The organism is Pseudomonas sp. Marseille-QA0332, from assembly GCF_054950175.1.
In genome coordinates this window covers 3,726,387-3,752,542 of the sequence record NZ_CM143106.1, presented here as the reverse complement: position 1 = coordinate 3,752,542, position 26,156 = coordinate 3,726,387, and the positions used below count along the sequence as shown (strand labels likewise).

Annotated in this window: 21 protein-coding genes, 2 tRNA genes and 3 pseudogenes; 17 read left to right on the top strand and 9 right to left on the bottom strand. The window is 59.8% G+C overall.

Annotated elements, in window-relative coordinates:
• Positions 1-189: 189 nt before the first annotated feature.
• Positions 190-1,851: an OFA family MFS transporter gene (locus ACY8GK_RS17330; protein WP_462401706.1), complete on the bottom strand. Its 1,662-nt coding sequence runs from the start codon at positions 1,849-1,851 to the stop codon at positions 190-192.
• A 377-nt stretch (positions 1,852-2,228) separates the two neighbouring features.
• Here ACY8GK_RS17330 and ACY8GK_RS17325 point away from each other — a divergent pair, with 377 nt between their 5' ends.
• The 5 genes from ACY8GK_RS17325 (at position 2,229) to ACY8GK_RS17305 (ending at position 6,669) form a co-directional block, all read left to right on the top strand.
• Entirely contained in the window at positions 2,229-4,475 is a 2,247-nt protein-coding gene (locus ACY8GK_RS17325; protein WP_462401705.1) for an AsmA family protein, read from the top strand.
• Entirely contained in the window at positions 4,472-5,539 is a 1,068-nt protein-coding gene (mutY, locus tag ACY8GK_RS17320) for an A/G-specific adenine glycosylase (RefSeq protein ID WP_462401704.1), read from the top strand. Before ACY8GK_RS17325 ends, mutY begins: the two co-directional genes overlap by 4 nt.
• A complete protein-coding gene (locus ACY8GK_RS17315) occupies positions 5,536-5,808 on the top strand; it encodes an oxidative damage protection protein (RefSeq protein WP_196179456.1) in 273 nt (90 codons plus the stop codon). Before mutY ends, ACY8GK_RS17315 begins: the two co-directional genes overlap by 4 nt.
• A 91-nt stretch (positions 5,809-5,899) precedes the next feature.
• Positions 5,900-5,975 (top strand) — tRNA-Phe (locus tag ACY8GK_RS17310).
• Between the two features lie 250 nt (positions 5,976-6,225).
• A complete protein-coding gene (locus ACY8GK_RS17305) occupies positions 6,226-6,669 on the top strand; it encodes a hypothetical protein (RefSeq protein ID WP_196179458.1) in 444 nt (147 codons plus the stop codon).
• 72 nt (positions 6,670-6,741) lie between these two features.
• Here ACY8GK_RS17305 and gabP read toward each other — a convergent pair whose 3' ends face one another.
• On the bottom strand, positions 6,742-8,142 hold the full coding sequence (gabP, locus tag ACY8GK_RS17300) for a GABA permease (protein WP_196179460.1): 1,401 nt from the start codon (positions 8,140-8,142) through the stop codon (positions 6,742-6,744).
• A gap of 596 nt (positions 8,143-8,738) precedes the next feature.
• Here gabP and ACY8GK_RS17295 point away from each other — a divergent pair.
• From ACY8GK_RS17295 to ACY8GK_RS17250, 10 genes are all read left to right on the top strand, one after another.
• Positions 8,739-9,512 carry an ABC transporter ATP-binding protein gene (locus ACY8GK_RS17295; RefSeq protein WP_462401703.1) on the top strand — a complete coding sequence of 258 codons (774 nt, stop codon included), beginning with the start codon at positions 8,739-8,741 and terminating at the stop codon, positions 9,510-9,512.
• 11 nt (positions 9,513-9,523) lie between these two features.
• The gene (locus ACY8GK_RS17290) at positions 9,524-10,279 is read left to right on the top strand and encodes an ABC transporter substrate-binding protein (protein ID WP_196179465.1); all 756 of its coding nucleotides are present in this window, start codon (positions 9,524-9,526) and stop codon (positions 10,277-10,279) included.
• 55 nt (positions 10,280-10,334) lie between these two features.
• Entirely contained in the window at positions 10,335-11,030 is a 696-nt protein-coding gene (locus ACY8GK_RS17285) for an ABC transporter permease (RefSeq protein WP_196179466.1), read from the top strand.
• On the top strand, positions 11,027-11,716 hold the full coding sequence (locus ACY8GK_RS17280; protein ID WP_196179468.1) for an ABC transporter permease: 690 nt from the start codon (positions 11,027-11,029) through the stop codon (positions 11,714-11,716). Before ACY8GK_RS17285 ends, ACY8GK_RS17280 begins: the two co-directional genes overlap by 4 nt.
• A gap of 44 nt (positions 11,717-11,760) precedes the next feature.
• A complete protein-coding gene (locus tag ACY8GK_RS17275) occupies positions 11,761-12,981 on the top strand; it encodes a methyltransferase (RefSeq protein ID WP_462401702.1) in 1,221 nt (406 codons plus the stop codon).
• A gap of 352 nt (positions 12,982-13,333) precedes the next feature.
• A complete protein-coding gene (locus ACY8GK_RS17270; RefSeq protein WP_462401701.1) occupies positions 13,334-13,585 on the top strand; it encodes a hypothetical protein in 252 nt (83 codons plus the stop codon).
• Positions 13,586-13,681: 96 nt separating this feature from the next.
• Positions 13,682-13,757, top strand: a tRNA-Thr gene (locus ACY8GK_RS17265).
• A gap of 164 nt (positions 13,758-13,921) precedes the next feature.
• The gene (locus ACY8GK_RS17260) at positions 13,922-15,250 is read left to right on the top strand and encodes a tyrosine-type recombinase/integrase (protein WP_462401700.1); all 1,329 of its coding nucleotides are present in this window, start codon (positions 13,922-13,924) and stop codon (positions 15,248-15,250) included.
• Between the two features lie 899 nt (positions 15,251-16,149).
• Positions 16,150-17,130: an integrase domain-containing protein gene (locus ACY8GK_RS17255; protein ID WP_462401699.1), complete on the top strand. Its 981-nt coding sequence runs from the start codon at positions 16,150-16,152 to the stop codon at positions 17,128-17,130.
• Positions 17,127-17,402 (top strand): hypothetical protein, encoded by a 276-nt coding sequence (locus ACY8GK_RS17250; RefSeq protein WP_462401698.1) that lies wholly within the window; start codon positions 17,127-17,129, stop codon positions 17,400-17,402. The genes ACY8GK_RS17255 and ACY8GK_RS17250 overlap by 4 nt, the downstream gene beginning before the upstream one ends.
• Positions 17,403-17,574: 172 nt before the next feature.
• Here ACY8GK_RS17250 and ACY8GK_RS17245 read toward each other — a convergent pair whose 3' ends face one another.
• Positions 17,575-18,300 (bottom strand): hypothetical protein, encoded by a 726-nt coding sequence (locus tag ACY8GK_RS17245; protein ID WP_462401697.1) that lies wholly within the window; start codon positions 18,298-18,300, stop codon positions 17,575-17,577.
• An 807-nt stretch (positions 18,301-19,107) separates the two neighbouring features.
• Between ACY8GK_RS17245 and ACY8GK_RS17240 the strand changes: the two genes are divergently transcribed.
• The gene (locus ACY8GK_RS17240) at positions 19,108-20,901 is read left to right on the top strand and encodes a GmrSD restriction endonuclease domain-containing protein (protein WP_462401696.1); all 1,794 of its coding nucleotides are present in this window, start codon (positions 19,108-19,110) and stop codon (positions 20,899-20,901) included.
• A gap of 546 nt (positions 20,902-21,447) precedes the next feature.
• Here the strand turns inward: ACY8GK_RS17240 and ACY8GK_RS17235 are convergent.
• The 4 genes and pseudogenes from ACY8GK_RS17235 to ACY8GK_RS17220 all read right to left on the bottom strand — a co-directional run.
• A complete protein-coding gene (locus ACY8GK_RS17235; protein WP_462401695.1) occupies positions 21,448-21,747 on the bottom strand; it encodes a type II toxin-antitoxin system RelE family toxin in 300 nt (99 codons plus the stop codon).
• On the bottom strand, positions 21,737-21,976 hold the full coding sequence (locus ACY8GK_RS17230; RefSeq protein ID WP_196174961.1) for a type II toxin-antitoxin system RelB/DinJ family antitoxin: 240 nt from the start codon (positions 21,974-21,976) through the stop codon (positions 21,737-21,739). The genes ACY8GK_RS17235 and ACY8GK_RS17230 overlap by 11 nt, the downstream gene beginning before the upstream one ends.
• A gap of 238 nt (positions 21,977-22,214) precedes the next feature.
• Positions 22,215-22,492, bottom strand: a pseudogene (locus ACY8GK_RS17225) (DUF2442 domain-containing protein); the annotation flags it as partial.
• Positions 22,478-22,621 (bottom strand): annotated as a pseudogene (locus ACY8GK_RS17220) (type II toxin-antitoxin system RelB/DinJ family antitoxin); the annotation flags it as partial. The pseudogenes ACY8GK_RS17220 and ACY8GK_RS17225, both read right to left, overlap by 15 nt.
• A 138-nt stretch (positions 22,622-22,759) precedes the next feature.
• Here ACY8GK_RS17220 and ACY8GK_RS17215 point away from each other — a divergent pair.
• A pseudogene (locus ACY8GK_RS17215) lies at positions 22,760-23,246 on the top strand (sensor histidine kinase); the annotation flags it as partial.
• 105 nt (positions 23,247-23,351) lie between these two features.
• Here the strand turns inward: ACY8GK_RS17215 and ACY8GK_RS17210 are convergent.
• Complete coding sequence (locus tag ACY8GK_RS17210) at positions 23,352-24,641, bottom strand: OprD family porin (RefSeq protein WP_196174962.1); 1,290 nt, start codon at positions 24,639-24,641, stop codon at positions 23,352-23,354.
• 408 nt (positions 24,642-25,049) lie between these two features.
• Positions 25,050-26,156 (bottom strand): agmatine deiminase, encoded by a 1,107-nt coding sequence (aguA, locus tag ACY8GK_RS17205; protein WP_462401694.1) that lies wholly within the window; start codon positions 26,154-26,156, stop codon positions 25,050-25,052.

The following is a 26,156-nucleotide window of genomic DNA, read 5'->3' as shown; positions in this document are numbered from 1 at the left end:
AGCTCCGCAGAATCATTGGGCGAAAAGGCCGACATTATAGGCCCAGAAGCGCGCGGCTTGGAACGCGGATGACAGGTAGCGGGGAAATTTGTTCCAGGCACGCGTGGCGCGGCCCAGGTGTGCGTGCGGCCTCGATGGGCCGCACGCTCCAGGAATCGGCGGGCGACTGTTCATCGCCGCGCTGACGCATCAATTGAACAGCACCGCCGTCTTCTGCAAGGTCACCCAGATCCCCCAGGCCAGCGGAATCCCCACCACCAGCCAGGCGAACACCACCAGCGGCTTGCTGCCAGGGGCGGCTTTCCACTCCAGGACCTGGCTGCCGTTGGCTCCCTTGTCATGGCTCAGGGCACGCTCGGCGGCAAGCTCGGCATCGGTCATGAAGTACTTGTCGGCGACCGGCCGGACCAGGGCGTTGCAGATGAAGCCCAGCACCAGCAGGCCAGCCAGGATGTACAAGGTCATGTCGTAGGCCGCCGCACGCTCGACCCCAGCCGCCAGCTGGTATTCGCGCAGGTAGGTGATCAGCACCGGGCCGAGCACGCCGGCAGCGGCCCAGGCGGTCAGCAGGCGACCGTGGATGGCACCGACCATCTGCGTGCCGAACAGGTCCGCCAAGTAGGCAGGCACCGTGGAGAAACCGCCACCGTACATCGACAGGATGATGCAGAACGCTGCCACGAACAGCGCGACGTTGCCGATGTGGCCCATGTTCGGCACCAGGCCGTAGAGCGCCACGCCGATGACGAAGAAGGCGAAATAGGTGTTCTTGCGACCGATGTAGTCGGAGAAGGACGCCCAGAAGAACCGCCCGCCGATGTTGAACAGGCTGAGCAAACCGGTGAAGCCGGCGGCAATGGCCGCGATCTGTGCCAGCTGGGCGGCGTTGAGCTCGCCGAAGCTCAGCTCGTTGCCCAGCAACTTGCCGGCGAAGACTTCCTGCAGCAGCGGCGAAGCCATGCCGAGGATACCGATACCGGCCGAAACGTTCAGGCACAGCACCAGCCAGATCAGCACGAACTGTGGCGTCTTCCAGGCCACGCTGACGTGCACGTGCCGGTCGGTGATCATGCCGCTGGCGGATTTCTTCTGCGGTACCATCCAGCCTGCCGGCTTCCAACCGGTCGGCGGTACGCGATAGGCCAGGGCACCGGCAGTCATGAACACCAGGTAGATCAGCGCCATGACCACGAAGCTCTGCCACACGCCGACGCTTTCGGCGGAAGCGAAATGCCCCATCAGCGCGGTCGCCAGCGGAGCACCGACCATGGCACCGCCACCAAAGCCCATGATGGCCATGCCGGTCGCCATGCCACGCTTGTCCGGGAACCACTTGATCAAGGTCGAGACCGGCGAGATGTAGCCCAGGCCCAGGCCGATACCGCCAATCACGCCCGAGCCCAGCCACATCAGCCACAGCTGATGGGTCTTCACGCCGATCGCCGAGATCAGCAGGCCACCGCACCAGCACAAGGCCGAGACCAGGCCAGCCTTGCGCGGGCCGGCATGCTCCAGCCAGCCACCGAGCACGGCGGCCGAGCAGCCGAGGAAGACGAAGAACAGGGTGTAGATCCAGCTGAGCATCGAGATCGGCCAGTCACAGTCGCTGCTCGACAGACGAGCCACGAAGCTCATGTCCGGTGCGCAGGCCACCGGGGCGTCGATGCCGATCGCCTGCGACAGCGGCAGCCAGAACACCGAGAAGCCGTAGGCCATGCCGATGCACAGGTGGATGGCCAGGGCCGCCGGCGGGACCAGCCAGCGGTTGAAGCCGGGACGAGCAATGATGCGCTCCTTGGACAGGAAGCCTGGCTGTTTCGCCGGCACCCCTGCCTCGATATGCTTGTTCATGATGGTTCCTATGTAGGTAAAGGCACGCTTCGAGGGTCGGATGCCCGGCTTTCCCTGGCCTGTGCGAAGGCAATGGTCAGTCTTTTCCAATCGTCCGCGACAATAGGCCGCAGTCGCTGCGAAGCGGCGCAAGAGTACCAGCGCGCACGCCGGTCCGCTCTACTGTGTCACGGTAAATTTCACCAGTGGCTTCAGCGGAGGCGCAGCCTCGCAGCCTGCAAATCGGCCAACGGCTCGGACTGCCCTGGCTGCCGCCATGGACCGAGAAATAGAGTAGGAAATATCCGATATCATTGGTCGGATACTCAGACAGTGCAGGCCGTGACGTTATACTCAGCGGCCGTCAACTTCAGAAATCGGACTACAAGGACTCGCCCATGAAAGCGTTCGGCAAAATCCTGGGGCTGGTACTTCTCGGATTGTTGCTGGTCATCGTGGCGCTGGGCTTCGCCCTGACCCACCTCTTCGACCCCAACGACTACAAAGACGAGATCCGCCAACTGGCTCGCGAAAAGGCGCACGTGGAGCTGACCCTCGATGGCGATATCGGCTGGAGCCTGTTCCCCTGGCTGGGCCTGGAGCTGCACGAGGCCAGCGTCGCCACGTTGCAGAACCCCAAGGTGCCATTCGCCGACCTGCAGATGCTCGGCCTCTCGGTGCGGGTCCTGCCGCTGCTGCGTCGCGAAGTGCAGATGAGCGATGTCCGCATCGAAGGCCTGGACCTGATCCTGGCGCGCGACGAACAGGGCCATGGCAACTGGGAAGACATCGGCAAACCGCTGCCCGATGGCAAGAGCGACACGGCCCCTGCCTCGGCGCCGGACGAGGACGTCGCCGCGGATGGCGAGCAGGCCAGCCCGGCACGTTCGGTGAAGCTGGATATCGATAGCCTGACCATCAACAACGCACGGGTCCGCTACAGCGACGCGCGCACCGGCCAGACCTTCGCCGCCGAAAGCATCCAGCTGAGCACCGATGCCGTGCATGAAGGCGTGAACATTCCACTCAAGGCCTCGGCTTTCCTCAGCGTCGGCAAGCCGAACCTCAAGGCGCGCACCGAACTCACCGGCGAGCTGCGCCTGGACCGCAAGCTCAAGCGCTATGCATTCGAGGACATGCGCCTTTCCGGCGAAACGTCGGGCGAGCCACTGGGCGGCAAGACCGTGACCTTCGCGGCGCAGGGCCAGCTGCTGGTCGACCTGGCAGCCAACGTGGCCTCCTGGAGCGGCCTGAAAGTCTCGGCTAACCAGTTGCGCGCCCTAGGCGAACTGAACGTGCGCGAGCTGGACAAGGCACCCCAGCTCAGCGGCGGGTTGTCGGTCGCCCAGTTCGACCTGCGCACCTTCCTCGAGGGCATCGGCCACCCGCTGCCGACTACCCGCGACCCGGCCGCCTTCGGCAAGCTGGAACTGGTCACGCGCCTGCAAGGCAGCGCCAGCAGCCTGGCCCTGGAGGATCTGACGCTCAAGCTCGACGAGAGCACCTTCAGCGGTCGCATCACCATCGACGACTTCGCCAGGCAAGCCCTGCGCCTGCAGCTCAGGAATGACGCCTTCGACGCCGACCGCTACCTGCCCGCCAGGAGCGAGCAGACCAAGAGTGTCGGCGCGGCCCGCCAGGCCGAGGTGCGTCAGCAGGAAGCCAGCGCAACCGCGGGCGCCGGAACCAGCCCACTGCCGGCGACGCCGACGCAGGTGGCCTGGAGCAATGAGAAGCTGCTGCCGATCGACCGTCTGCGCGCGCTCGACCTGCAGGCCGACCTGAGCTTCACCCGCCTGACCCTGAACAAGCTGGCCATCGCGGACGCCAGCCTCCAGGTGTCTGGCCAGAACGGCCTGCTCAACCTGCAAAGCCTGCGCGGCAACCTCTACAATGGCACCTTCAGCGCCAATGGCACCCTGGACGTGCGTCCGGCAGTGCCACAGCTTGGCGTTAGTACCCGGATCAACCGAGTGCCGGTGGAGCACTTCATCAAGCGCGACGATCCGCAACAGGCGCCACCCGTCAAGGGCCTGCTGACGTTGTCCGGCGACCTGACGGCCAGCGGCAACAGCCAGAAGGCCCTGATCGACACGCTCAACGGCAATGCCAGCTTCACCATCGACGACGGCGTGCTGGTCAACGCCAATCTCGAGCAGCAGCTGTGCCGGGCCATTGCCACGCTCAACCGCAAGCAGCTCAGCGGCGAGCCGCGTGGCAAGGACACACCGTTCGAAGCACTGCGCGGGACCTTGGTGCTACGCAACGGCGTGGCCAGCAACCCGGACCTCAAGGCGCGCATCCCTGGCCTGGCAGTCAATGGCAACGGCGACCTGGACTTGCGCGTACTCGGCATGGACTATCGGGTCGGCATCCTGGTCGAGGGTGACCAGCGCGCCATGCCGGACCCGGCCTGCCAGGTCAACGAACGCTACGTCGGGGTCGAGCTACCACTACGCTGCCGTGGCCCGCTGGAACTGGGCGCCAAGGCCTGCCGCCTGGACCAGGATGGTCTGGGCAAGGTCGCCGCCAAGCTGGCCGGCAACCGCCTCAACGAAAAACTCAACGAGAAGATCGACGAAAAGCTGGGTGACAAGGTCAGTCCCGAGCTCAAAGACGCGCTCAAGGGCTTGTTCAAACGATGAATCCCCAGCAGTTCTCCAGCGCCGTGCTGGATTGGTTCGACCGTCATGGCCGTCATGACCTGCCCTGGCAACAGGGCATCAACCCGTACCGTGTATGGGTTTCGGAAATCATGCTGCAGCAGACTCAGGTGAGCACCGTGCTCAACTACTTCGACCGCTTCATGCAGGCCCTGCCCACCGTCACGGATCTTGCCGCGGCGCCCGAGGACGAAGTGTTGCACCTGTGGACCGGGCTGGGCTACTACACCCGGGCGCGCAACTTGCAGAAGGCCGCGAAGATCGTGGTCGAGCAGCACGGTGGAGAGTTTCCGCGCAGTGTCGCCGAGCTGATCGAGCTGCCCGGCATCGGCCGCTCCACCGCTGGCGCCATCGCCAGCATCAGCATGGGCCTGCGAGCCCCGATCCTCGACGGCAACGTCAAGCGCGTGCTGGCCCGCTTCATCGCGCAGCCGGGCTACCCTGGCGAGCCCAAGGTGGCCAATGCCCTGTGGGCGGCGGCGGAACGCTTCACGCCGCTGACCCGGGTCAACGACTATACCCAGGCGATGATGGACCTGGGCGCGACCTTGTGTACGCGCAGCAAGCCGAGTTGCCTGATCTGCCCCCTTCAGCAAGGATGCGAAGCGCACCTGCTCGGCCTCGAGACCCGCTACCCCGAACCCAAGCCGCGCAAGACGCTGCCACAGCGGCGCACGCTGATGCCGCTGCTGGCCAACGAGCAAGGCGAGATCCTGCTCTACCGACGCCCGTCCACGGGGCTCTGGGGCGGCTTGTGGAGCCTGCCGGAACTCGACAGCCTGGGCCAGCTCGAGGACCTGGCCTACCAGCACGGCCTGCGCCTGGCCGGGCGGCAGCCGCTGGACGGGCTGACGCACACCTTCAGCCACTTCCAGTTGGCCATCGAGCCCTGGCTGGTCCAGGTCGACGGGGCCGAGCCGCGCATGGCCGAGGCCGACTGGCTCTGGTATAACCTGGCCACCCCGCCGCGCCTGGGCCTGGCCGCCCCGGTCAAGAAACTGCTCGAACGCGCGGCCGAGCAAATCACCGCAGGAGAGCCGCAATGACCCGCACCGTGTTGTGCCGCAAGTACAAAGAAGAACTGCCAGGCCTGGAGCGCCCGCCCTACCCCGGCGCCAAGGGCCAGGACATCTTCGAGCACATCTCGCAGAAGGCCTGGGCCGACTGGCAGAAGGAGCAGACCATGCTGATCAACGAGAAGCGCCTGAACATGATGAACGCCGAGGACCGCAAGTTCCTCCAGGGCGAGATGGACAAGTACTTCTCTGGCGAGGACTACGCCAAGGCCGAAGGCTACGTACCGCCTAGCGAATGAGCCCCGAAAAACGTAAGCGACGGAATTAATTTAAAAAATTTTCAAAAGACGCTTGACCGAAACCTGAAAAAGCTTTTTAATGCGCCCCGTTGCCCAGATAGCTCAGTCGGTAGAGCAGAGGATTGAAAATCCTCGTGTCGGCGGTTCGACTCCGTCTCTGGGCACCAAACATCGAAACCCCTGAATCGAAAGGTTCAGGGGTTTTTTGTTTGTGCCGCGCAAAGCCACAAGCCACAAGCCACAAGCCACAAGCCACAAGCCACAAGCCACAAGCAAAGCGATCCGCGCCGGACACGAGCGTGCAATGAGCTGCCTGTCGCGACGTTGGACTGCTTTCACTTGTAGCTCGAGACTTGAAGCATGTGACTCCAAGCCTCAAGCTTGGCTCCTTTCAGACTGCCCAAGGACCCGCCCCGCATGGCCTCCAACACCAAGCAACAGAAACGCGCCAAGCGCGCCGCCACCAAGGCCAAGCAGAACCGCATGGTGCGCAGCGGGCAGGCGGTCAAGGCCATGAGCGGCGAGAGCACCAGCGTCGAGCAGGTCTTCAGCAAGGCCATGGACTCGGGCAGCTACAACGATCTGTTCGCGCGCATGAAACAGGCCCAGGAAGGCGGCCTGGTACCGATGATCTCGGTGTTCCTGGTAGACCCGTTGCTGGCGCTGGTACTCAAGGGCCACAAGGAAGAGCATGCCACTGACTATATCGTCCTGGTGTTCACCGCCTACCGCCAATGGCTCGACGGCGCCGACGAGGACGTCACCATGGCCTGGCTGGAAAGTGACGAGTTCCAGCAGGCCTACATCTCGGCCTCCGAGCTCGTGGCCAAGCAGCAGCAACAGCAGAAGCAGTTTGGCTGAAGTCCCAAGCTGCAAGAAAAAGGCCTCGCCCCCAGGTCGGGAGCGAGGCCTTTTTTCGTCCGCCAGGATCGGTCAGTTATCCAGCACCACCTGTGCGCCAGTGACGGCATGCGACTTGCGCTTGCGCTGGACCAGCAGGCCGGCGGCGACCACGCCGATGCTCAGCAACGCGGTGGCGACGATCTCGGCGCGGTGGTCCGGACGAACCGCCATCACTGCCAACACAGCGATGATGAAGGCAATGGTGGCCCAGGTCAGGCCGGGGAACAGCCACATCCGGAAGGCGATCTTCTCGCCACGGGCTTCGCGCTGACGACGCATGCGCAGCTGCGAGACGGCGATCACCAGGTACACCAGCAAGGCGATGGCTCCCGAGCTCGCCAGCAGGAACTCGAACACCGCGGCCGGTGCGACGAAGTTGGCGAACACGGTCAGGAAGGCAGCGGCGGTGGACAGCAGGACGGCCCAATGCGGCGTGCCGGCCTTGCTCGTGCGCTGGGCCAGGGCAGGCGCATCGCCGCGCTTGCTCAGCGAGAAGAGCATGCGCGAAGCGGTGTACAGGGCTGAGTTCAGGCAGCTGGTGACCGCCACCAGGACGACGATATCGACGATCAGCTTGGCGTTGGGCACACCGACCAGGCCGAGCACGGCCTGGTACGAACCGAGCGCGGCCAGTTCGGGGCTGTTCCAGGGTACCAGGGCAACGACCAGGAAGATCGACACCAGGTAGAACAGGCAGATACGCCAGATCACCGAGTTGGTGGCCCTGGTGATCTGCTTGCCCGGATCCTTGGATTCGGCGGCGGCGATGGTGACGATCTCGGTGCCCATGAACGAGAACATGGTGGTCAGCATGGCAGCGAGCACGGCGCCCAGGCCGTTGGGCATGAAGCCTTGGGTATCGAACAGGTGGCTCGCACCGCTGACCTGGCTGCCTGGTACCAGGCCGAACATGGCCGCGCAACCGACGAAGATGAACGCGACGATGGCCAGCACCTTGAGCAGGGCGAACCAGAATTCGAACTCGCCGTAGTTCTTGACGCTGAACAGGTTGGTCAGGGTCAGCGCCAGGGTGATGACCAGGGAAAACACCCACAGGTCGACCGCTGGGAACCAGGCATGCAGGATCGCGGCAGCGGCGTTGGCCTCCAGCGGGATCACCAGCACCCAGAACCACCAGTACAGCCAGCCGATGGTGAAGCCCGCCCAGTGCCCGATCGCACGATCGGCATAGGTCGAGAACGAGCCGGTGTCCGGCGAGGCGATGGCCATTTCCGCCAGCATGCGCATCACCAGCACGACCAGCGTACCGGCAGCGGCATAGGCCAGCAGGACTGCGGGGCCGGCCTCGGCGATGGCATGGCCGGAGCCGACGAACAGACCGGCGCCGATCACGCCGGCGATGGACAGCATGGTCACATGCCGTTGCTTGAGCCCCTGAGCGAGGTCATTGGAATTGTTGGTACCGCTCATAAACCTACCTTTGCAAGGAGTGGACTTGTGCAGGAAAGCAGGACCCGACAGGCCGCTCATGGGCGCTGACGCATCCGATGGCCTGCTCCTCGCAATAAGCGCGCCAGCCGACGAACCACGCTGTCCGAAATTCCGCACAACCTTGTGCAGCAAGGCCTACAGGCCCTTTGGCCATGATTTGACCGAAAGGTCACCAATACCGCGTCTTTTGTCGGGATTACAGAAATACTCACTTACAAACGCACCAAAGGTGCGCCTTGGTAACACCTGTGCATGAATTGGGGGCATAAAAAGGAGCAACCAAAAGTGCAACCCATTTTCCTCAATGGATATCAGAGGTGTTACCGATGGCCGGCGGCTTCCCTCCGCCACCCAAAAGTGGCACCATCGCGCCTTTTTTCGTGAAGCTTCGCCATGGATGAACCGAGCGGCAGACATTCGCGCGACAGCGCGCTGCAGCGATGCGACAAACTGCCTCGATGCTCGGCGAAGCTGTCCGTCACCCCATAGCTGTCATGAAGCCGCTATGCTAGCTTGGCGCTCGCCAGGAAGGCCGCCAACAGCTGGGAACGCACCTGAACACATGAGGAACGCACATGGCCCAGGCCACGCCCGCGCTGGAAATCCGCAACCTGCACAAGCGCTACGGCGAGCAGGAGATACTCAAGGGCATTTCGCTGACCGCACGCGACGGTGACGTGATCTCGATCCTGGGTTCATCCGGCTCCGGCAAATCGACCCTGTTGCGTTGCATCAATCTGCTGGAAAACCCGCACAAGGGGCAGATCCTGGTAGCCGGCGAGGAGCTCAAGCTCAAGCCTGCCAGCAATGGTGAACTGGTCGCGGCCGACAATCGCCAGATCAATCGCCTGCGCAGCGAAATCGGTTTCGTCTTCCAGAACTTCAATCTGTGGCCACACATGTCGGTGCTCGACAACATCATCGAGGCGCCGCGCCGCGTGCTGGGCCAGAGCAAGGCCGAGGCGATCGAGCATGCCGAGGCGCTGCTGGCCAAGGTCGGCATCCGCGACAAGCGCCACGCCTACCCCGCCCAGCTGTCCGGTGGCCAGCAGCAGCGTGCCGCCATTGCCCGTACCCTGGCCATGAAGCCGAAAGTCATCCTGTTCGACGAGCCGACCTCGGCGCTCGATCCGGAAATGGTCCAGGAAGTGCTAAACGTCATCCGCGCACTGGCCGAAGAAGGTCGTACCATGTTGCTGGTCACCCACGAAATGGGCTTCGCCCGCCAGGTCTCCAGCGAGGTGGTGTTCCTCCACCAGGGCCTGATCGAAGAACAGGGGTCGCCACGGCAGGTGTTCGAGAGTCCCATCTCGGCGCGCTGCAAGCAATTCATGTCCAGCCACCGCTAACGGAGCAACACATGCAGAACTACAAGAAACTCTTCCTGGCCGCTGCCGCCACGCTGGTGTTTTCCGCCAATGCCCTGGCCGCGGAAAAACTGCGCATGGGTATCGAGGCGGCCTACCCGCCGTTCAACAACAAGGACGCCAGCGGCAACGTGGTCGGCTTCGACCGGGACATCGGCGACGCCCTGTGCGCCAAGATGAAGGTCGAGTGCGACGTGGTCACCTCCGACTGGGACGGCATCATCCCGGCCCTGAACGCCAAGAAGTTCGACTTCCTGGTGTCCTCCCTGTCGATCACCGACGAGCGCAAGCAGGCGGTGGATTTCACCGAGCCGTACTACTCCAACAAGCTGCAGTTCATCGCTCCGAAGAACGTCGACTTCAAGACCGACAAGGACTCGCTCAAGGGCAAGTCGATCGGCACCCAGCGCGCCACCCTGGCCGGCACCTGGCTTGAAGACAACTACGGCAGCGACATCGACATCAAGCTCTACGACACCCAGGAAAACGCCTACCTGGACTTGGTCGCCGGTCGCATCGACGGCATTCTCGCCGACAAGTACGTCAACTACGAATGGCTCAAGAGCAAGGATGGCCAGAACTACGAGTTCAAGGGCGAGCCGGTGGTCGACAGCGACAAGATCGGCATCGCCGTGCGCAAGGGTGACGACAAGCTGCGCAACGAGCTGAACGCCGCCCTGAAGGAAATCCTCGCCGACGGCACGTACAAGAAGATCAACGACAAGTACTTCCCGTTCAGCATCTATTGATACGCCCCGACCGGCATCGCCTGGCGCGATGCCGGTCCCTTGAATGCACCTGCCAATGACTATCGATCTGCACGGATTCGGTCCGGCCCTGGCGGCCGGCACCCTGATGACCGTAAAACTGGCGCTTTGCGCGCTACTGCTCGGGCTGGTCCTGGGCCTGCTTGGTGCCTTGGCCAAGACCTCGCCGATCAAGCCTTTGCAATGGCTTGGCGGCAGCTACTCGACCCTGGTTCGTGGCGTGCCCGAACTGCTCTGGGTCCTGCTCATCTATTTCGGCACGGTCAGCCTGATGAATCGCCTCGGCGAAGCCCTCGGCATGCCGGGCCTGGAGCTCGATGCCTTCGCCGCCGGCGTGATCGCCCTGGGGCTGTGCTTCGGCGCCTACGCCACGGAAGTGTTCCGCGGCGCGATCCTGGCCATTCCCAAGGGCCACCGCGAGGCGGGCCTGGCGCTCGGCCTGTCCAAGGGACGCATCCTTGCGCGGATCATCCTGCCGCAGATGTGGCGGGTGGCCCTTCCGGGCCTGGGCAACCTGTTTATGATCCTGATGAAAGATACCGCGCTGGTTTCGGTGATCGGCCTGGAGGAAATCATGCGCCACTCGCAGATCGCCGTGACCGTCAGCAAGGAGCCGTTCACCTTCTACATGGTTGCCGCGTTCATCTACCTGGGCCTGACCATCATTGCCATGACCGGCATGCACTTCATGGAAAAACGCGCCGCGCGCGGCTTCGCGGGGGCCGGCAAATGAACTGGGAAGTCATCATCAAGTGGCTGCCACGCCTGGCCCAGGGCGCGACCCTGACCTTGGAGCTGGTGGCCATCGCCGTGATCGCCGGGTTGATCCTGGCCATTCCGCTGGGCATCGCGCGCGCCTCGCGCAGCTGGTACGTGCGCGCCGTGCCCTATGGCTACATCTTCTTCTTCCGCGGCACACCGCTGCTGGTGCAACTGTTCCTGGTGTACTACGGGCTGGCACAGTTCGACGCGGTACGCAGCAGTTCGCTGTGGCCGTACCTGCGCGACCCGTTCTGGTGCACGGTACTGACCATGACCTTGCATACCGCTGCCTATATCGCGGAGATCCTGCGTGGCGCCCTGCAGGCGATTCCCAAGGGGGAAATCGAGGCGGCCCGGGCACTGGGCATGTCGCGGGCCAGGACCCTGGTCCATATCATGCTGCCGCGCGCGGCCCGCATCGGCCTGCCCGCCTACAGCAACGAAGTGATCCTGATGCTCAAGGCCAGCGCCCTGGCCAGTACCGTGACCCTGCTGGAACTTACCGGCATGGCGCGGACCATCATTGCCCGGACCTACCTGCCGGTGGAGATCTTCTTCGCTGCCGGCCTGTTCTACCTGCTGATTTCCTTCCTGCTGGTGCAGGGCTTCAAGCTGCTCGAGCGCTGGCTGCGCGTCGACGCCAGCCAGGGCCGCTGACCTCGACGGGGCTGGCGACAGCCCCGTTTCTTCGTGACGATCCCATGACCGCCATCCCCTACCTGCAAGGCGACCAGCTGCTCGAACGCTTCCAGGCGCTGGACCTGTTTCTGCGCCAGCACCAGTCTTTGTGGCGACCCCGGCCGTTCGTCGAGCCACAACCGCGGTGGACGCTCGAGCATGCGCCACTGGCCGACTGGCTACGCACCCGCTCGCTTGCAGAGGCCGAGGCGGCCCAGGCCGACCCGCAGCGCCTGCAGGCGCCGGCCCCCTTCCCCGCGCTGGCCGCTCAGGCCGTGACGCTCGCATCCCTCGGCGAACTCCCCGACGTGGGCCTGCACCCAGCCGGACACCGCCTGGATGTTGGCGTGCCAGGCCGCAAATGGCAGCAGATCGAAGCCTTCGGCCGGCGCCTGGCCTACCGCCAAGCCGCGACCCACTGGCTCGACTGGTGCTCGGGCAAGGGTCATCTCGGGCGCCGCCTGTTGCAGCCTGGCCAGCGCTTGACCTGCCTGGAGCACGATTCCGATCTGGTGCGCGCTGGCCAGGCCTTGAGCGACCACCATCGCCTGCCCGCGACACACGTGTGCCAGGATGTGCTGGCGCCTGGCAGCGCCAGGCATCTGGGCAGCGCCACCAGCGCTGTCGCCCTGCATGCCTGTGGTGACCTGCACGTGCACCTGCTGCGGTTGGCCAGCCAGCAAGGCTGCCACCAGGTGGCCGTGGCGCCGTGCTGCTACAACCGCATCCAGGGCACCCATTACCAGCCGTTATCCACCGCCGCACGCGCCTCGAGCCTGCAGCTCTCGCTCGACGACCTAGGCCTTGCGCTCAACGAAGCAGTGACCTCAGGCGCCCGTGCCAGACGCCAGCGCGACCTGTCCATGGCTCGCCGCCTGGCTTTCGACCTGCTGCAACGTCGCCAGCGGCACAGCGACCAATACCTGTCCACGCCATCGTTGCCGGTAGCCTGGCTGCACAAGCCCTTCGAGCAATACTGCCGCGACCTGGCCGCGCTCAAGCAGGTGCCCCTGAGCGGCACGGTGGATTGGCTCGACCTCGAAGCCAAAGGCTGGCAACGGCTCGCCGAAGTCCGCAACCTGGAGCTGGTCCGCCACCTGTTCCGCCGCCCCCTGGAACTCTGGCTGGTGCTCGATCGCGCGCTGCTGCTGGGCGAGCAGGGCTACGACGTAGCGGTCGGCACGTTCTGCGAACACGCCCTGACGCCGCGGAACCTGCTCATCCTGGGCGAACGACGAATTTGAAAACCTGTGGATAACTCTGTGTACAAGCTTTTGATGGAATGGGTTCAATCGGGTTGCAAACGCAGCCGACGAACCGCTTCGCTGGCCCTTTCGATTCTTCGACATCAATGAAAACAGGGCCTTGGGCAACCTTGGAAGAATGCGCCGAACGGTAGCGAGCACGCGGGAAACTGGCACACGCCTTGTGAATAAGCTTGTACGCCAATAGCACCAAAGGGTTCATCGACCATCCGAAAACTCCCGCCATGATTGGACGCACCCTCATACATTTGCCGCATAGGTTTGCCAGCCGCTCCAGCGATATCATGGCCATCCTCTCCCAATGGTCATTCGTCACGAACGGTACTGTCCTGTGTCAAAGTCTGGATCTGCTCTGCTCGCCCTTGCCTGCGCCTCACTCCTCGTCGGCTGCACCCATCCCGATCCCCAGCAGGCCACGGACGCCTGGGACACGCCAGCCATGCAACTGGGCGGCGACCACGGCCTGCCCACGCAGCCTGTCACCGAACGCTGCCGCAAGGACGGCTGCGACAATGCCAAGCTGTTCTTCAACCCCGGCAAGCCGATGAAGCTCGACAACGACCCGATGGCTTCCGACTGGTAGAAAATCCCCTGACAGATCGGTGACTTAGGCCAGAATCAACTAAAAACACGGAAGTGGTTTACAGCGGCCAACCGATCGCTATAATGACGCCCCTATGCCGGTATAGCTCAGCTGGTAGAGCAACTGACTTGTAATCAGTAGGTCCCGGGTTCGACTCCTGGTGCCGGCACCATATCCAGCTCCATCGCGTTCCACTGAATGCCTTGGAAGCCCCTAAAACCCGCCCTTTGGCGGGTTTTTTCGTTCCAGGACCCTCCGTCGGGATCCAACAAAATACCCCATCCCCGGGGGTATTTTTAGGGTACAGCGTCTTTCCTGCATGGAGAACGTACCCTTATGCCACGTCTAGCCGTTCCTCTCAGCGACCTCAAATGCCGTACTGCGAAACCTCGCGAACGTGCCTACAAGCTGTTCGACGGTGGCGGCATGTACCTCTTCGTGAAACCCAACGGCGTGAAAACGTGGCGATTGCGCTACTTCAAGCCCAGCGGCAAGGAAGGCACGCTGATCATCGGCAACTACCCCATCATCTCGCTGGCCGTCGCGAGGACCAAGCGCGATGAAGCCAAGGCCCTGTTGATCGACAACCTCGACCCGATGGAGGAGAAGAAGAAAGCGAAGCTAGCTGCTCAACGAGCTTCCCTGCTTTTTGAAACCGTCGCCCTGGAGTGGCACGCCGAAATGTCCCGGCGCTGGACGGAAGGACACGCCAAGACCGTCATGAGTCGGTTGCGCACCCACGTCTTCCCCCTGATCGGCCAACGCCCCATCGCTGAGCTTGATACTCATGATCTGCTTGAGGTAACCCTGCGTATCAAAGAACGCGGCACCATGGACGTTGCCCTGCGCGTGCAAAACTATCTCTCCACGATCATGCGGGGCGCGAAGCGGGCGCGGCAGATCAGCCAGAATCCGGCGCTCGATCTGGCAGGGTCGATCCATGCCCCGCGTACCGTGCACCGCCCTGCCCTCTCACTCAACCGCCTCCCCGAACTACTCAGCCGAATCGACAACTACAACGGCCGTGAGCTAACCAAGCTGGCTGTACTGCTGACGCTGCACGTGTTCGTGCGCTCCAGCGAACTGCGTTTTGCGCGCTGGGATGAGTTCGACCTGCAACGGGCAATGTGGGAGATCCCGGACACCCGTAAGCCAATCGACGGCGTCCGCAATTCCACTCGTGGGACAAAGATGAGCGGTGACATACAGATAGTGCCGCTCTCTCCCCAAGTCATCGCGATCCTTGAACGGCTGCGCGGCTTGAGTCGCTTCTCCGAACTGGTGTTGCCCGGTGACCACAAGTATTGGAAGCCAATGTCGGAGAACACGGTTAACCAGGTGCTGCGCAACGTTGGCTACGACACATCCAAGGAGGTATGCGGGCATGGATTCAGGACCATGGCCTGTAGCGCCTTGCTGGAGTCAGGGCTGTGGACGGACGCGGCGATTGAGCGGCAGATGAGCCACAAGGAACGCAATCGCGTGCGCGCCGCCTATATCCACAAGGCCGAATTTTTGGAGCAGCGCAGACTGATCATGGCGTGGTGGAGCAATTACATCGATGCCAACAGATCGGGGCATGTGACTCCACATGAGTTCGCCCATCCAGCTGGCGACAACATCACCCCCTTGCCGAGTGGGCGTGGCGCATTCAATCGTCGGTAAACCTTCCAGATCGCCACTGGCCGCTCTTTAATTCGGGTCCATCCAAACAGGGCTGCAAAGCCGCCCTGTTTGGATGGACCTCGCTTTGCAAAGCTAAAAGCCGACACTAATCCTTTGGATACCACTGATTTCCACCGGTGGATAATTTCATGCACAAGCCCAGATGCCCCGTGGATTCTGGCGTTGACCAAATTTATCCACAGGCGTAGAACTGAGGTGCAAACGCTGTCTTGGACAGCACCCAGGTGACCAGAACCTTGAAGGTCACGCCGCTCTCGCGGTGGTTCTCCCCCCAAATGGCGATTCGCATCCGGCAGCTCGCCCGGTCACCTCCCCGGTGATGGATGCCTACTTCAAATCTTGGCCCTCGTGCGCCAGACAACACCTCCTACTTCGCTGCCCTGCAGCAACCTATCCGCTTGGCCGAATATTTCGCCAACCTGCGCCCGTCTCTTTCTCCTGGAAAGAGACGGGCGCTTCTAGCACTGCTGCAGCCCTCATCGCACTTGGCTTTGCGGCTACTCCACTCGTGACAATCGGCGTGACAAACGCCGATGTCACCAGCAACAGCGATGTAGATGATGGTGCTGCAGACCACGGAATGGACTGCACCTGACTGACAGTCAGGCATGCCCCGGTCATCGCACCGCTGCGTTCACTCGGCTCAGGATCTCGCGGCACTGGTCTCGTCAGCCAATGCAGCCTCCACCCGCCCACCGGTAACGGTGCTCAGGAGGCCAGATCATGAGATGCCCTTGCTCTTGGTCGTAAAGAGCCGGCAGTCCCGCGTTAGAGGACATCCCCACAGGTCGCAGGGGCCTTGATCCCTGATAACACTCAGCATTCTTGGCGGGATGACGTGGGGCGAGGACTGGAGAGCAAGAGATGAGGTTACCGACATGGCATTGGTAGGTATGCGGGATGGCCGCAATTTCGGCTATGGCAGGCAACTGAGCTATGCAGGGCCGCAAGCGCTAAAAAACATGTTCGGCGGCGGCCATTACGGCACGGTCAAAGCGCACAGTGATCGGTGGCAGGCATTCGTGAAATGGTGCCGCTCCGAACAGGGGCCGGGTATCAATGATGCACGGCAGATTGATCGGAAGCTGTTGGCCGACTATGCGGCGTATCTGCGCGACATTGTTAAGCGCGGTGATCTCGCCGTCAGCACCGCACAAAACCGACTATCCAGCGTTAACAGGACCATGGCAGCGCTTCGCGGTGATCAGTGCGTGAAATTGCCAAGTCCGAGCAAGGCGTTGAGTATGCAGCGCAGCGGAGTTCGAGACTCAGTGCCGCAGGGCCAAGACCGAAAACAGGTTAAGCAGATTGTCGATGTGCTTTGCCGCGATCATCAGCTACGGTCCGCTGCAATCGTTCTGTTGGCGCGAGCTACCGGCATGCGCTTGCGTGAGGCCATCCTAGCCGACTTGCCACGGCTGAGCCGCGAGGCTAACGACCTAGGCAGGATTAACATCCAGGATGGCACCAAAGGCGGCCGCGCCGGCGCCTCAGCGCCACGATGGATTGCGGTGGACCACCATGTTCAAGACGCACTTGGATTTGCACGGCAGGTGTCGCCTGCGAGTAGCCGTAACCTGATTGCGCCAGACGAAACCTATCGGAATGTTCTGCAGGAAATCATCCGCCCAGCGCGGGACGTCCTGCATGCACACAATCTAAAAGGCTTCCATGAGCTACGAGCGGCGTACGCATGTGAACGCTATGAGCAAATCACCCAACACCCCGCGCCTATCAACGGCGGCCAATGTTGCCTGACAGACAGGAGCCTAGATCGTGAGGCCCGAACGCAAATCAGCTATGAGTTGGGGCACGGTCGGATCAATGTGATCGCGGCCTACATTGGAGGACGCATATGAGTAAGCCATTCGATATGGAACTGTTCTTGGCTGCGGTGCTGACGGGATCGTACGCAACGCGGCAGCGCCATTTACGGCAAGCAAAGCTCATCCAAGCGGAGATATCTGAACGCTGGCAGCTACAAACACCGTGGAGTTGGCAGAAAAAACATGTTGCTTGGTTTCTCGACCACCGACTATCGAGGCGATGCAAGGCAACTCGATATTACTACCTGCTGACCGTGCGGCTGCTGGCTCGTCGTTTAGGAAGGGCATGGGCCTTCAAATGCTAATAAGATCTGATTTTGATAATCGCGGCCGACCGCAACCGACTCGTAGCTGCCATTCTTGATGGCCGGCTATTGGCCGAAGCGAACAGTACCGGGCAGAGTTCGCTCCGTGCTACCAGCTGTCCCTACTGAAGGAAAAAATTGCTGTTAATTATTAATTCCCCGAAGTGACGGCCTATTTTCTGAGCGGGCAGCATTCTTCTTTTTTTAACTCACCCATGCGTAGGTAAGCCTGCTGCAATTCCTTAACGCACTCATCTGCGTATCTGCTGGCTATTGGTGCTTTCGCCGTATATGACCCAACTGTGTCGAACCAGTAATGAGTAGCCTCAAGTATCCGCTTACACGCCGTGTCTACAGCCGGACGGTAATCCTCAGACTTTCGCTGCGCCGCCGCGATCCGAATTTCTTCTTGAGCCTCTCTAACATTGCCCCACACGGAGAGAAAAGCCCTTGCAACCACCTCATTTGGCAGCTCCAGGACATCTATTTTATTTAATTGCTCGCAATAGTTTTCTAGCGAGCGGATCACCTGATCTAGGTCCACATGATAAACAAAAACTCCCAAGCCACAGCATGATTTGAGTAAGCGAACTGAGAAGTCATGAATATCCTTTACGCTCTCACCAATAATACTTAGACGAACCCTTGCTTTCTCCTGCGCTTTATCGTCTTCAAAAAGGCGCCTCTTTTCGTCACGCTCATCCTTAGAATTGGCTATCCAAACCGAAGCCAAAATTGCAGCAATTGAACCAACTGCTTGGACCCATGCAGGTGCGTTGGAGCTTCCCCAAGACCATCCCAACGCCCACCAGATCATAAGTGCAGTCAGCGGCGAAGCCAGTACGAAACCAACGACGTGGCGCCTATGAGTCGTGAATACAGCCTTGTTGAACAGCATTGCTATCTCCGTGCGATTATCGATAGCGAAGCATGCCCGTGAATGGTTAGCTAGTACAGAGTAAATGAACTGATTCCCCTGTTTTTAGCGCAAAAAGCTATAAACATAATCCTGACGTATGTTTGCTTTGGGTCGGTCGCGGCCACCTGCAACCCGCAATCCTTGGCCCGTAACGGATCGCCTAGTCGTTATAAAGCAGCCAAGGTGGACTTGGACTTGCCGTTTGCTTTCCAAGGCCTATAAGCTGCGATCTTTAATACCGGTTACCCTCCCAAGAGGCAACCTTTGTCTACAGATCCGCTATGCCTCATTTTTATACCGCCGCTTGTATCCTTGCTCAAAGCGGCGGGGGATCGCAAAGGCACACCACTCAGCGAGGTTGAGGTGCTTGAGATACGAGATCATGCAACCGCGACAGCAGTGCCTCTCAGTGCCGCCTTTGCGTTGGAGAAAGAGCGGGGTTATAGAGACATCGTTCCGGAAGAGTGCTGGAAGGGATGGCAGCGGGTACGGTCATTCCTCTGAGTGACCTTGGGCTACCCCCATAGCATTGGGAGCCAAGAGACTGGCTATTGAGAGGCCTTTTTCGATGGGCAGCAATCGGCCAATAGCAGTCACTCTATGTGTCCCGTAAAGCAACGGAATTCACAATCGCTACCTGACTTTTTCGAACTAGCTGTTATTAGGTGCATTGTATAATATGAGGTTTCACTTCAGTATTGACAGGATAGCTTCGCTGCTGGAATGATTTGATGTGGTGCTGAGTAATAGGGTCGGGTAGGATTGCAAAATTAACTGGAGGTAGATATGGCTTCACCACAGCAAGAGTTGGTTGTCAGGGGCGAGCAAGTCGAGCGCATTTACATAAATTACGTAGACAAAAAATACGTTGTAAATCGGCGCTACCAAAGGAAGTTGATATGGACTATTGAGGAGAAACAAAGCTTTATTGACTCTATTATTAATGGATTCCCTGTTCCAATCATTTTGCTTGCCGACCCAAAAGATAATCCGGAAGGCCATCTTGAAATTATTGATGGCATGCAGCGCATGGATGCTGTGACGTCGTTTATAAATAACGACTTCTCAGTTAATAACTCATATTTTGACTTGAATACTTTTGCTACGACAAAGGACATGTTGGACCGAAAGATTCTTGAGCAAAAAACACCATTAATGTCTAGAGAGGACTGCCTGTCTATAGCAGCCTATCCAGTCCCACTCTCTATTTATGAATTTGCAGATGGCGAATCAGTTGACGAAGTATTCAGAAGAATTAATTCTGGTGGTCGCCAACTATCTCGTCAAGAGCTACGGGTTGCAGGGGCGACCAATTCTTTTGCAGACTGTGTTCGCATTGTCTCTTCAAGAATACGCGGTGATACGTCAAATAGCACGTTGCTTTTTTTGAACGCCATGAAAAATATCAGCATTACAAATAAGGAACTTTCTTATGGGATAAATGCTGATGAAGTATTCTGGGTGAAAAATGGAATTTTAACCAAGGACAACTTGCGGCAAAGCCGAGACGAGGAGTTGGTAGCAGACGTCATCGCCTATATGGTATCTGATGGCCCCGTAGCATCTAGGACTGAATTGTTTGACGATTACTATGGAGCCAGTGTCCCATTGGAAGGGGCAAGTCTTGACCGCTTCCAAGCTATGGATCTGGCGATTCGTCGACGCAACCCAGATCTTGTCGATCTCGATTATCAACGCACTCATGATGCTCTAGTGCTGTTGCTGGCACAGGCGGAAACGTCGTTTTTCCAACTTTTGTTCCCAGGTAATGGTGTTGGGAACCCGATCCCTAGATATTTCCAAGCTGTATTCTTGGCCATGCATGACTTAATTGTTCGTAAAGGTATGGTTATTACTGATAGGGCTGGAGTCATCAATGCGCTTACCAACAAAGGCAAAAACATCGTAATACAAGAAGGGGGGCGCTGGGGGGCAGAAAATAGGGATGCCGCAGTAAAAACTGTTTTAGGAGTTATTCACCAGTTTTTTGAGGAAGATGCTAACCCAGACCCGGCAAAAGTTCATTGGGTTACCAAGTTGCAAAATCTATTAACGAACTCGAAGACAGAGCAGCCTGCATATGATTTCAAGCAGGGGTTCTTGGAGCTTTCCAATAATCCAGCATTTGACGAAGGCTCACTGGATAAAATTTTGGAAACTTGTTCTGCAATAGCAAATATTCAAAAAGGGCATAAAGGATATGTAGTGATAGGCGTCGCCGACAACTCGGCAACAGCTTTGCGAGTTAAAGGTTTATTTGGAGTTGAGCCACTTCTGTTCGGTGAGTTCCACGTCACAGGGGTCGAGCATGAAGCTAAGTTTTTGGGTAAAGATCTGGATCAATTATTTCAGATTATCACCGACAGAATTGGACGCTCCGAGATTTCTGAGCCGTTGAAGTCCTACATTAACTCACACATGAAGTGCGTGAGTTATTTCGATAAAACAGTTTTCGTTCTTGAAATTGAAGGGCAGGATCAGCCATCGCTGTATAAGAAAAAATATTTCGCGAGACGAGGAACGCAAGTTGTCGAGCTCGGGCCAGAAGATTATCCAGTGCTATTTTCAAGATTCAGATAAATTGTTTGCCATCATGAGATGACTCATAGCGATTGGTTCAGCAACCAGTAGCGCTCATGATCAACAACGACAAATACTGGCACCAGCCTCCTCCTGAAGAAAAAAAGGGGGGCGGTGCCGGTTACATCAAGCATTCTTTTTAGAACTAAACGCCCGCAAGCTGACCTATACAAAGGGCCGTTTGGGGTCGATAACGGTCGTCTATAACAGACTAGTTCGAGACACTTTGTGCTCCTCCCTAGCTAGTATTCGAAACCGGTGATCTCATCACTGAAGCTTTCAAGATGTCTTCAGCAGCAGACGTCCTCTTGCATAGAAGCAATCGATAGAGCCCCAAAATTCCCGATTCGATTCCACAGAAAGCCATAACTAGCTGATTTTTTATAGATACCTTATGAGGTACATCAAAAAATCCACTAAATTCCAAGGCCGCGAATCCCCTGCCCTCACAGCTAGAAACCGTTCGTCTGGTGCCGCATCTAGATCCGCTGCATACCAACGAATACCTCGAAGACCACCACAACCCGTCCTTTGGCAATTTGTTCGTTATGACGTTTTACCTACCACTCGCTCTGCCGCCTTGCGATAAGCCTGTTCCCGCTCGCGCTTATCCACAGCTACCACAAAAACTACAACCTCCTGATCGATCACCTGGTAGACCAATCGGTAGCCGCTACTGCGCAGCTTGATCTTGTAGCAGTCCGGGAAGCCATGCAGCCGGTTCGCCTCAACCCTCGGATTCAGCAAAACCGAGGCGAGTTTTTTCTTGAGTTGCTGCCGGACCGTATCCCCTAGCTTTTGCCATTCCTTTAGCGCTCGCGCATCGAACTCAAGGCTATAGGTCATCCAGCGAAACCCTCACTCGCTGAGGGTCGGCAAGGCGCTCGCGAACGGTCGCTAGCAGCGCCTCATCTTCATCAGTCATGAGCACAGGTTTAAAAGGCAACTGCCCGCGCTCGGCGACGTACTGCAAGGCTTGGCGCATGAGCTCGGAGGGCGTAACACCCAACCGCTCAAGCTCACGATAGGCTCGGATTTTGAGATCGTCGTCGATACGAATATTGATGGATGCCATGATGGCTTGCTCACTGTAATGACAATGGTCTTTACAGTGGCGCAATTCTGGGCAGCAAACAAGTGGCTTATGAGCACAAACCGACGAAGGACAAGGCCGTTACACGCCGATTCGATTCCACAAATAGCTATAAAGAGCTGATTTATTTATAGCTACGCAATGAGGCACACCCCAAAATCCACCAAATTCCAGCCCCGCGAATCCCCTGCCCTCACAGCAAGAAACCGTTCGTCTGGTGCCGCAGGCGCCAGCGAATGAAGATCCGGGTGTTTTCATCAGGCGCGGTCTGGGCAAGCGCGTCCAGCAGCAGCGTGTCGGCACCAATCTGAATATCCAGCTCCGGCCATTCCACCGACCATCCGCCATCGCCCAGCATCACGCCCTCGAAGGCTCCACGTTTGGTCAGGGGCGCCAAGCCTGGATACGCCTTGAGCGCATCGCGCATATCCAGGGTGAAATGTTGGTCGCTGGTAAAATCAGCTCAAGGCTGATGCCCGCCCGAGGCTGCAAAGGCAGCAGCCTGCGCTCGGCGAGGTACTGCAATGCTTGGCGCATGAGCTCGGAAGGCGTAACACCCAACCGCTCAAGCTCACGATAGGCTCGGATTTTCAGATCGGCGTCGATACGAACATTGATGAACGCCATGGTGGCTTGCCCACTGTAATGACAGTGGTCTTTACGGTGACGATTCTGAGCACCGGAGAAGTGGCTTAGGCTTTGTACGAAGAGTGCCTGCACGCCGATTCGACTCCACAAATAGCCATAAATAGCCGGTTTATCACGGGCGAACGACAGCACCTGCAGCAAGTAGATATCGAACGTCTGGTCAGGCGCCTGTGCGCCGACCTGGCCAGCCGCGAGGAGCCCTTGCCGGTACACGGCCAGGGTCGCAACCTGCAGGTCGATCCCTTGTTGCTGCAACGCTGCCTGCAGAACCTGCTGGTCAATGCCATGCGCTATGCACGGGCCGTGTCGGTGAGCCTGGAAGCCAGCGCACTGGGACTGCACCTGCATGTGGATGATCGCGGGCCCGGGATCGATGCCGTGCTGTTGGACAGCCGTCGCCCATCCGTTCGTGCGTGGCGAGGGCTCGCGCAGCCAGGTCTCCGGCGGCTATGGCCTGGGATTGAGCATCGCGCAGCGGATCGCCGTCGGCCATGGCGGCGGGCTGACGCTGGCCAATCGTGAAGGCGGGGGATCGCGCGCGACGGTATGGCTGCCGGACTTCAGTCGTTCGGCAAGGGACGATAGCGTGTCGGTGCTGCCATGACGCGCCAGAAGGCGGGCTCGCTTCGTTTCGGCGCAGCGGCACAGGTATGCCCGGGGCGGGCTAGCGGGAGGATTCCGGGACCGCGAGGCGGCCCCGGAAGCAGGATCAGAAGACGCTGATCGGGTATTCGACGAACACGCGGACTTCGTTGCCGTCGTCGTTGTAGCCGTTCTGGCGGACACTGTTCGAAGTACGCAGGATCGAGCTGCGCAGCTTGACCGAGAGATCCTTGGCCGGGCCTTCCTGGACCACGTAGCGGACCTGGTTGAACAGCTCGCGCTCCTTGCCTTCGCCGAAGCCGTGGGTGTTGATGTTGTCGCCACGCACGTAGGCGACCTTGTAGCTCAGCCCCGGCACGCCGAAGGCGCTGAAGTCCAGGCCGTAGCCGATCTGCCAGGAGCGCTCGTCCTCGGCGTTGAAGTCCGACCAGTAGGAGTTGGCCAGGTAGATGGTCGAGCCACCGTCGCCCACGCCGCCACGATCCTGGTAGTAGCCGTAGTTGTAGCCGGTGTCGCCGGTGCTGCGCTGGTGTGCGATGGTGAACGAGTGCGGGCCATAGGCGTAGGTGGCGGCCAGGCTCCAGATGGTGTTGGAGTCGCCGGTCAGGCCGGCTTCGCGCTCGTACTGGCTGTCGATGTCGCTCTTGTAGCCGTTGAAATCCAGGGTCAGGGACTGGTCGTCGGCGATTGGGTGGACATAGTTCACGCCCAGGTAGTGCTTCTTCATCACGTCTTCGATATCGGAGGTATACAGCGACGCGGTGAGGTTGTCGGTGAACTTGTAGCTGGCGCCCAGCACGTTGATCGACTTCAGGCCGCCACTGTCGCGACCCTCCATGCTCTTGCGCGCTTCCTGGGTGAAGCGGCCGGCATTGATTTCCAGGCCCTTGATCTCCTTGGAGGTGATCAGGGTACCGGTGAAGCTTTCCGGCAGCAGGCGCGAGTCATCGTATTGCAGCACCGGCAGCGATGGCATCTGGTCACCGTACTTGAGCACGGTGTTGGAGACGCGGAACTTGATCGCCGCGCCGGCACGGGCCAGGTTGTGCGGCGAGTTGGTCGGCGCGGTGTCGCTGGCCTTGAAGAAGTCGATACCCGCGCCGCCGTTGCGGCCCTTGCCGCCATCGAGGCGAATGGCATACAGGCCGAAGGCGTCCACGCCCACGCCCACGGTGCCCTGGGTGAAGCCGGAAGAGAACGTACCGATGAAGCCCTGGCCCCATTGCGCCTGGTCATTGGTGTCGTGCTTCTTGTCGCGGTTGATGTAGGCATTGCGCAACAGCACGTTCAGGCTGCTGTCTTCGACGAAGCCGTTGCTGGCGGCCTGATCGTTGGCCTGGGCCTGGGTCGCGGCGCACAGTGCCAATGCGATCAGGCTGATGCTGGTTTTCAACATTTTATTTTCCTTGTTACGAATCAAAACGCACTGCGATCCAACGCCAGGACCTACGCCCCTTCGCAGGTTCGACGCTTCGAGGATCCAGACTGAGCGGCCCGCCAGTGCTTGTTCTGCAGGCCTTTTCCAGCCGCTTGCCGGGAGGTGGCGAGCGGGCGTTGGCGGCATCCTAGCCGCCTGGACTCAAAGATGTCAAAAAAACGTGAAAAGCAGGTGCTTATAACCAAAAACAATCAGGCTTGTGGTTAATTTCATTACGCTTGCGTTGTGAGGCGGTACAAAGTTCTTATTTCTGCTTTTATTGTGGGGCTACGCGGATTAACTCGTAGGAAATGTTGCAACCTTGGCGTCAAGACGAGAAAACCACCGCAAGCGGTGGTTTTCTGAGGTTCCAGTGGCCTGTCAGCTTCAGCGTCTGACAGGTGCCGGCTGCTGCTGGGTCAGGCAATGGATGTTGCCGCCGCCGAGCAGCAGCTCGCGGCCTGGGATCATCACCACCTCGTGGTCAGGGAACACCTTGGACAGGATGGCCCTGGCCTGCGCATCGGCCGGGTCGTCGAAACTCGGGGCGATGATGCCGCCATTGACGATCAGGAAGTTGACATAGGAGCCGGCCAGGCGCACCGATGGGTTACGCTCCTGGCTACCGGCGATCTGGTCGACTCCGGCGCACTCCTCCTCGGTGGCGTGCAAGGGGCCGGGGATCGGCATCTTGTGCACCACGAACGTCCGGCCCTTGGCATCGCGGCTGCGCTCGAGCACTTCCAGGGCTGCGTGGCAACGCGAATAGTTGGGGTCGGCTGGATCATCGGTCCATGCCAGCAGCACTTCCCCAGGGCTGACGTAGCAGCAGAAGTTGTCCACATGCCCGTCGGTTTCGTCGTTGTACAAGCCTTCCGGCAACCAGATGATGGTTTCCAACGCCAAGTAGTCGCGCAGGATCTGCTCGATCTGGGCGCGATCGAGATGCGGATTGCGATTGCGGTTGAGCAGGCATTCTTCGGTGGTGATCAGCGTGCCTTCGCCGTCGACATGGATCGAACCGCCCTCGAGCACGAAGCCTGCGGTTTCGTAGCGCTGGCAGCGCTCCATCTCCAGGATCTTGCCGGCCAGTTCCTGGTCGCGGTTCCAGGGCGCGTACAAGCCACCGTCGAAACCGCCCCAGGCGTTGAAGCCCCAATCCACGCCACGCACCTGGCCGTCGTCATTGATGACGAAGGTCGGCCCGGTATCGCGAACCCAGGCATCATCGCTGCTCATTTCCACCACGCGGATGTTCGGCACATCGAGGCGGCTGCGGGCGTTCTCGTACTGTGCCGCCGAAACCGCCACGGTGACCGGTTCGAAGCGAGCAATGGCCTTGGCCAGCGTCACGTGCGCCGCCTGCGCCGGCTTGCCGCCCAGGCGCCAGTTGTCCGGACGCTCAGGCCAGACCATCCACACCTGCGTCTGGGGCGCCCACTCGGCCGGCATGTGGAAGCCGTCGGCGCGAGGAGTCGTATCGAGAGTCTTCAT

Bases quoted from the DNA above. Each gene is read 5' to 3' on its own strand.
- ACY8GK_RS17330 (WP_462401706.1), bottom strand. From the start codon at position 1,851: ATGAACAAGCATATCGAGGCAGGGGTGCCGGCGAAACAGCCAGGCTTC.
- ACY8GK_RS17325 (WP_462401705.1), top strand. From the start codon at position 2,229: ATGAAAGCGTTCGGCAAAATCCTGGGGCTGGTACTTCTCGGATTGTTG.
- mutY (WP_462401704.1), top strand. From the start codon at position 4,472: ATGAATCCCCAGCAGTTCTCCAGCGCCGTGCTGGATTGGTTCGACCGT.
- ACY8GK_RS17315 (WP_196179456.1), top strand. From the start codon at position 5,536: ATGACCCGCACCGTGTTGTGCCGCAAGTACAAAGAAGAACTGCCAGGC.
- ACY8GK_RS17305 (WP_196179458.1), top strand. From the start codon at position 6,226: ATGGCCTCCAACACCAAGCAACAGAAACGCGCCAAGCGCGCCGCCACC.
- gabP (WP_196179460.1), bottom strand. From the start codon at position 8,142: ATGAGCGGTACCAACAATTCCAATGACCTCGCTCAGGGGCTCAAGCAA.
- ACY8GK_RS17295 (WP_462401703.1), top strand. From the start codon at position 8,739: ATGGCCCAGGCCACGCCCGCGCTGGAAATCCGCAACCTGCACAAGCGC.
- ACY8GK_RS17290 (WP_196179465.1), top strand. From the start codon at position 9,524: ATGCAGAACTACAAGAAACTCTTCCTGGCCGCTGCCGCCACGCTGGTG.
- ACY8GK_RS17285 (WP_196179466.1), top strand. From the start codon at position 10,335: ATGACTATCGATCTGCACGGATTCGGTCCGGCCCTGGCGGCCGGCACC.
- ACY8GK_RS17280 (WP_196179468.1), top strand. From the start codon at position 11,027: ATGAACTGGGAAGTCATCATCAAGTGGCTGCCACGCCTGGCCCAGGGC.
- ACY8GK_RS17275 (WP_462401702.1), top strand. From the start codon at position 11,761: ATGACCGCCATCCCCTACCTGCAAGGCGACCAGCTGCTCGAACGCTTC.
- ACY8GK_RS17260 (WP_462401700.1), top strand. From the start codon at position 13,922: ATGCCACGTCTAGCCGTTCCTCTCAGCGACCTCAAATGCCGTACTGCG.
- ACY8GK_RS17255 (WP_462401699.1), top strand. From the start codon at position 16,150: ATGGCATTGGTAGGTATGCGGGATGGCCGCAATTTCGGCTATGGCAGG.
- ACY8GK_RS17250 (WP_462401698.1), top strand. From the start codon at position 17,127: ATGAGTAAGCCATTCGATATGGAACTGTTCTTGGCTGCGGTGCTGACG.
- ACY8GK_RS17245 (WP_462401697.1), bottom strand. From the start codon at position 18,300: ATGCTGTTCAACAAGGCTGTATTCACGACTCATAGGCGCCACGTCGTT.
- ACY8GK_RS17240 (WP_462401696.1), top strand. From the start codon at position 19,108: ATGGCTTCACCACAGCAAGAGTTGGTTGTCAGGGGCGAGCAAGTCGAG.
- ACY8GK_RS17235 (WP_462401695.1), bottom strand. From the start codon at position 21,747: ATGACCTATAGCCTTGAGTTCGATGCGCGAGCGCTAAAGGAATGGCAA.
- ACY8GK_RS17230 (WP_196174961.1), bottom strand. From the start codon at position 21,976: ATGGCATCCATCAATATTCGTATCGACGACGATCTCAAAATCCGAGCC.
- ACY8GK_RS17210 (WP_196174962.1), bottom strand. From the start codon at position 24,641: ATGTTGAAAACCAGCATCAGCCTGATCGCATTGGCACTGTGCGCCGCG.
- aguA (WP_462401694.1), bottom strand. From the start codon at position 26,156: ATGAAGACTCTCGATACGACTCCTCGCGCCGACGGCTTCCACATGCCG.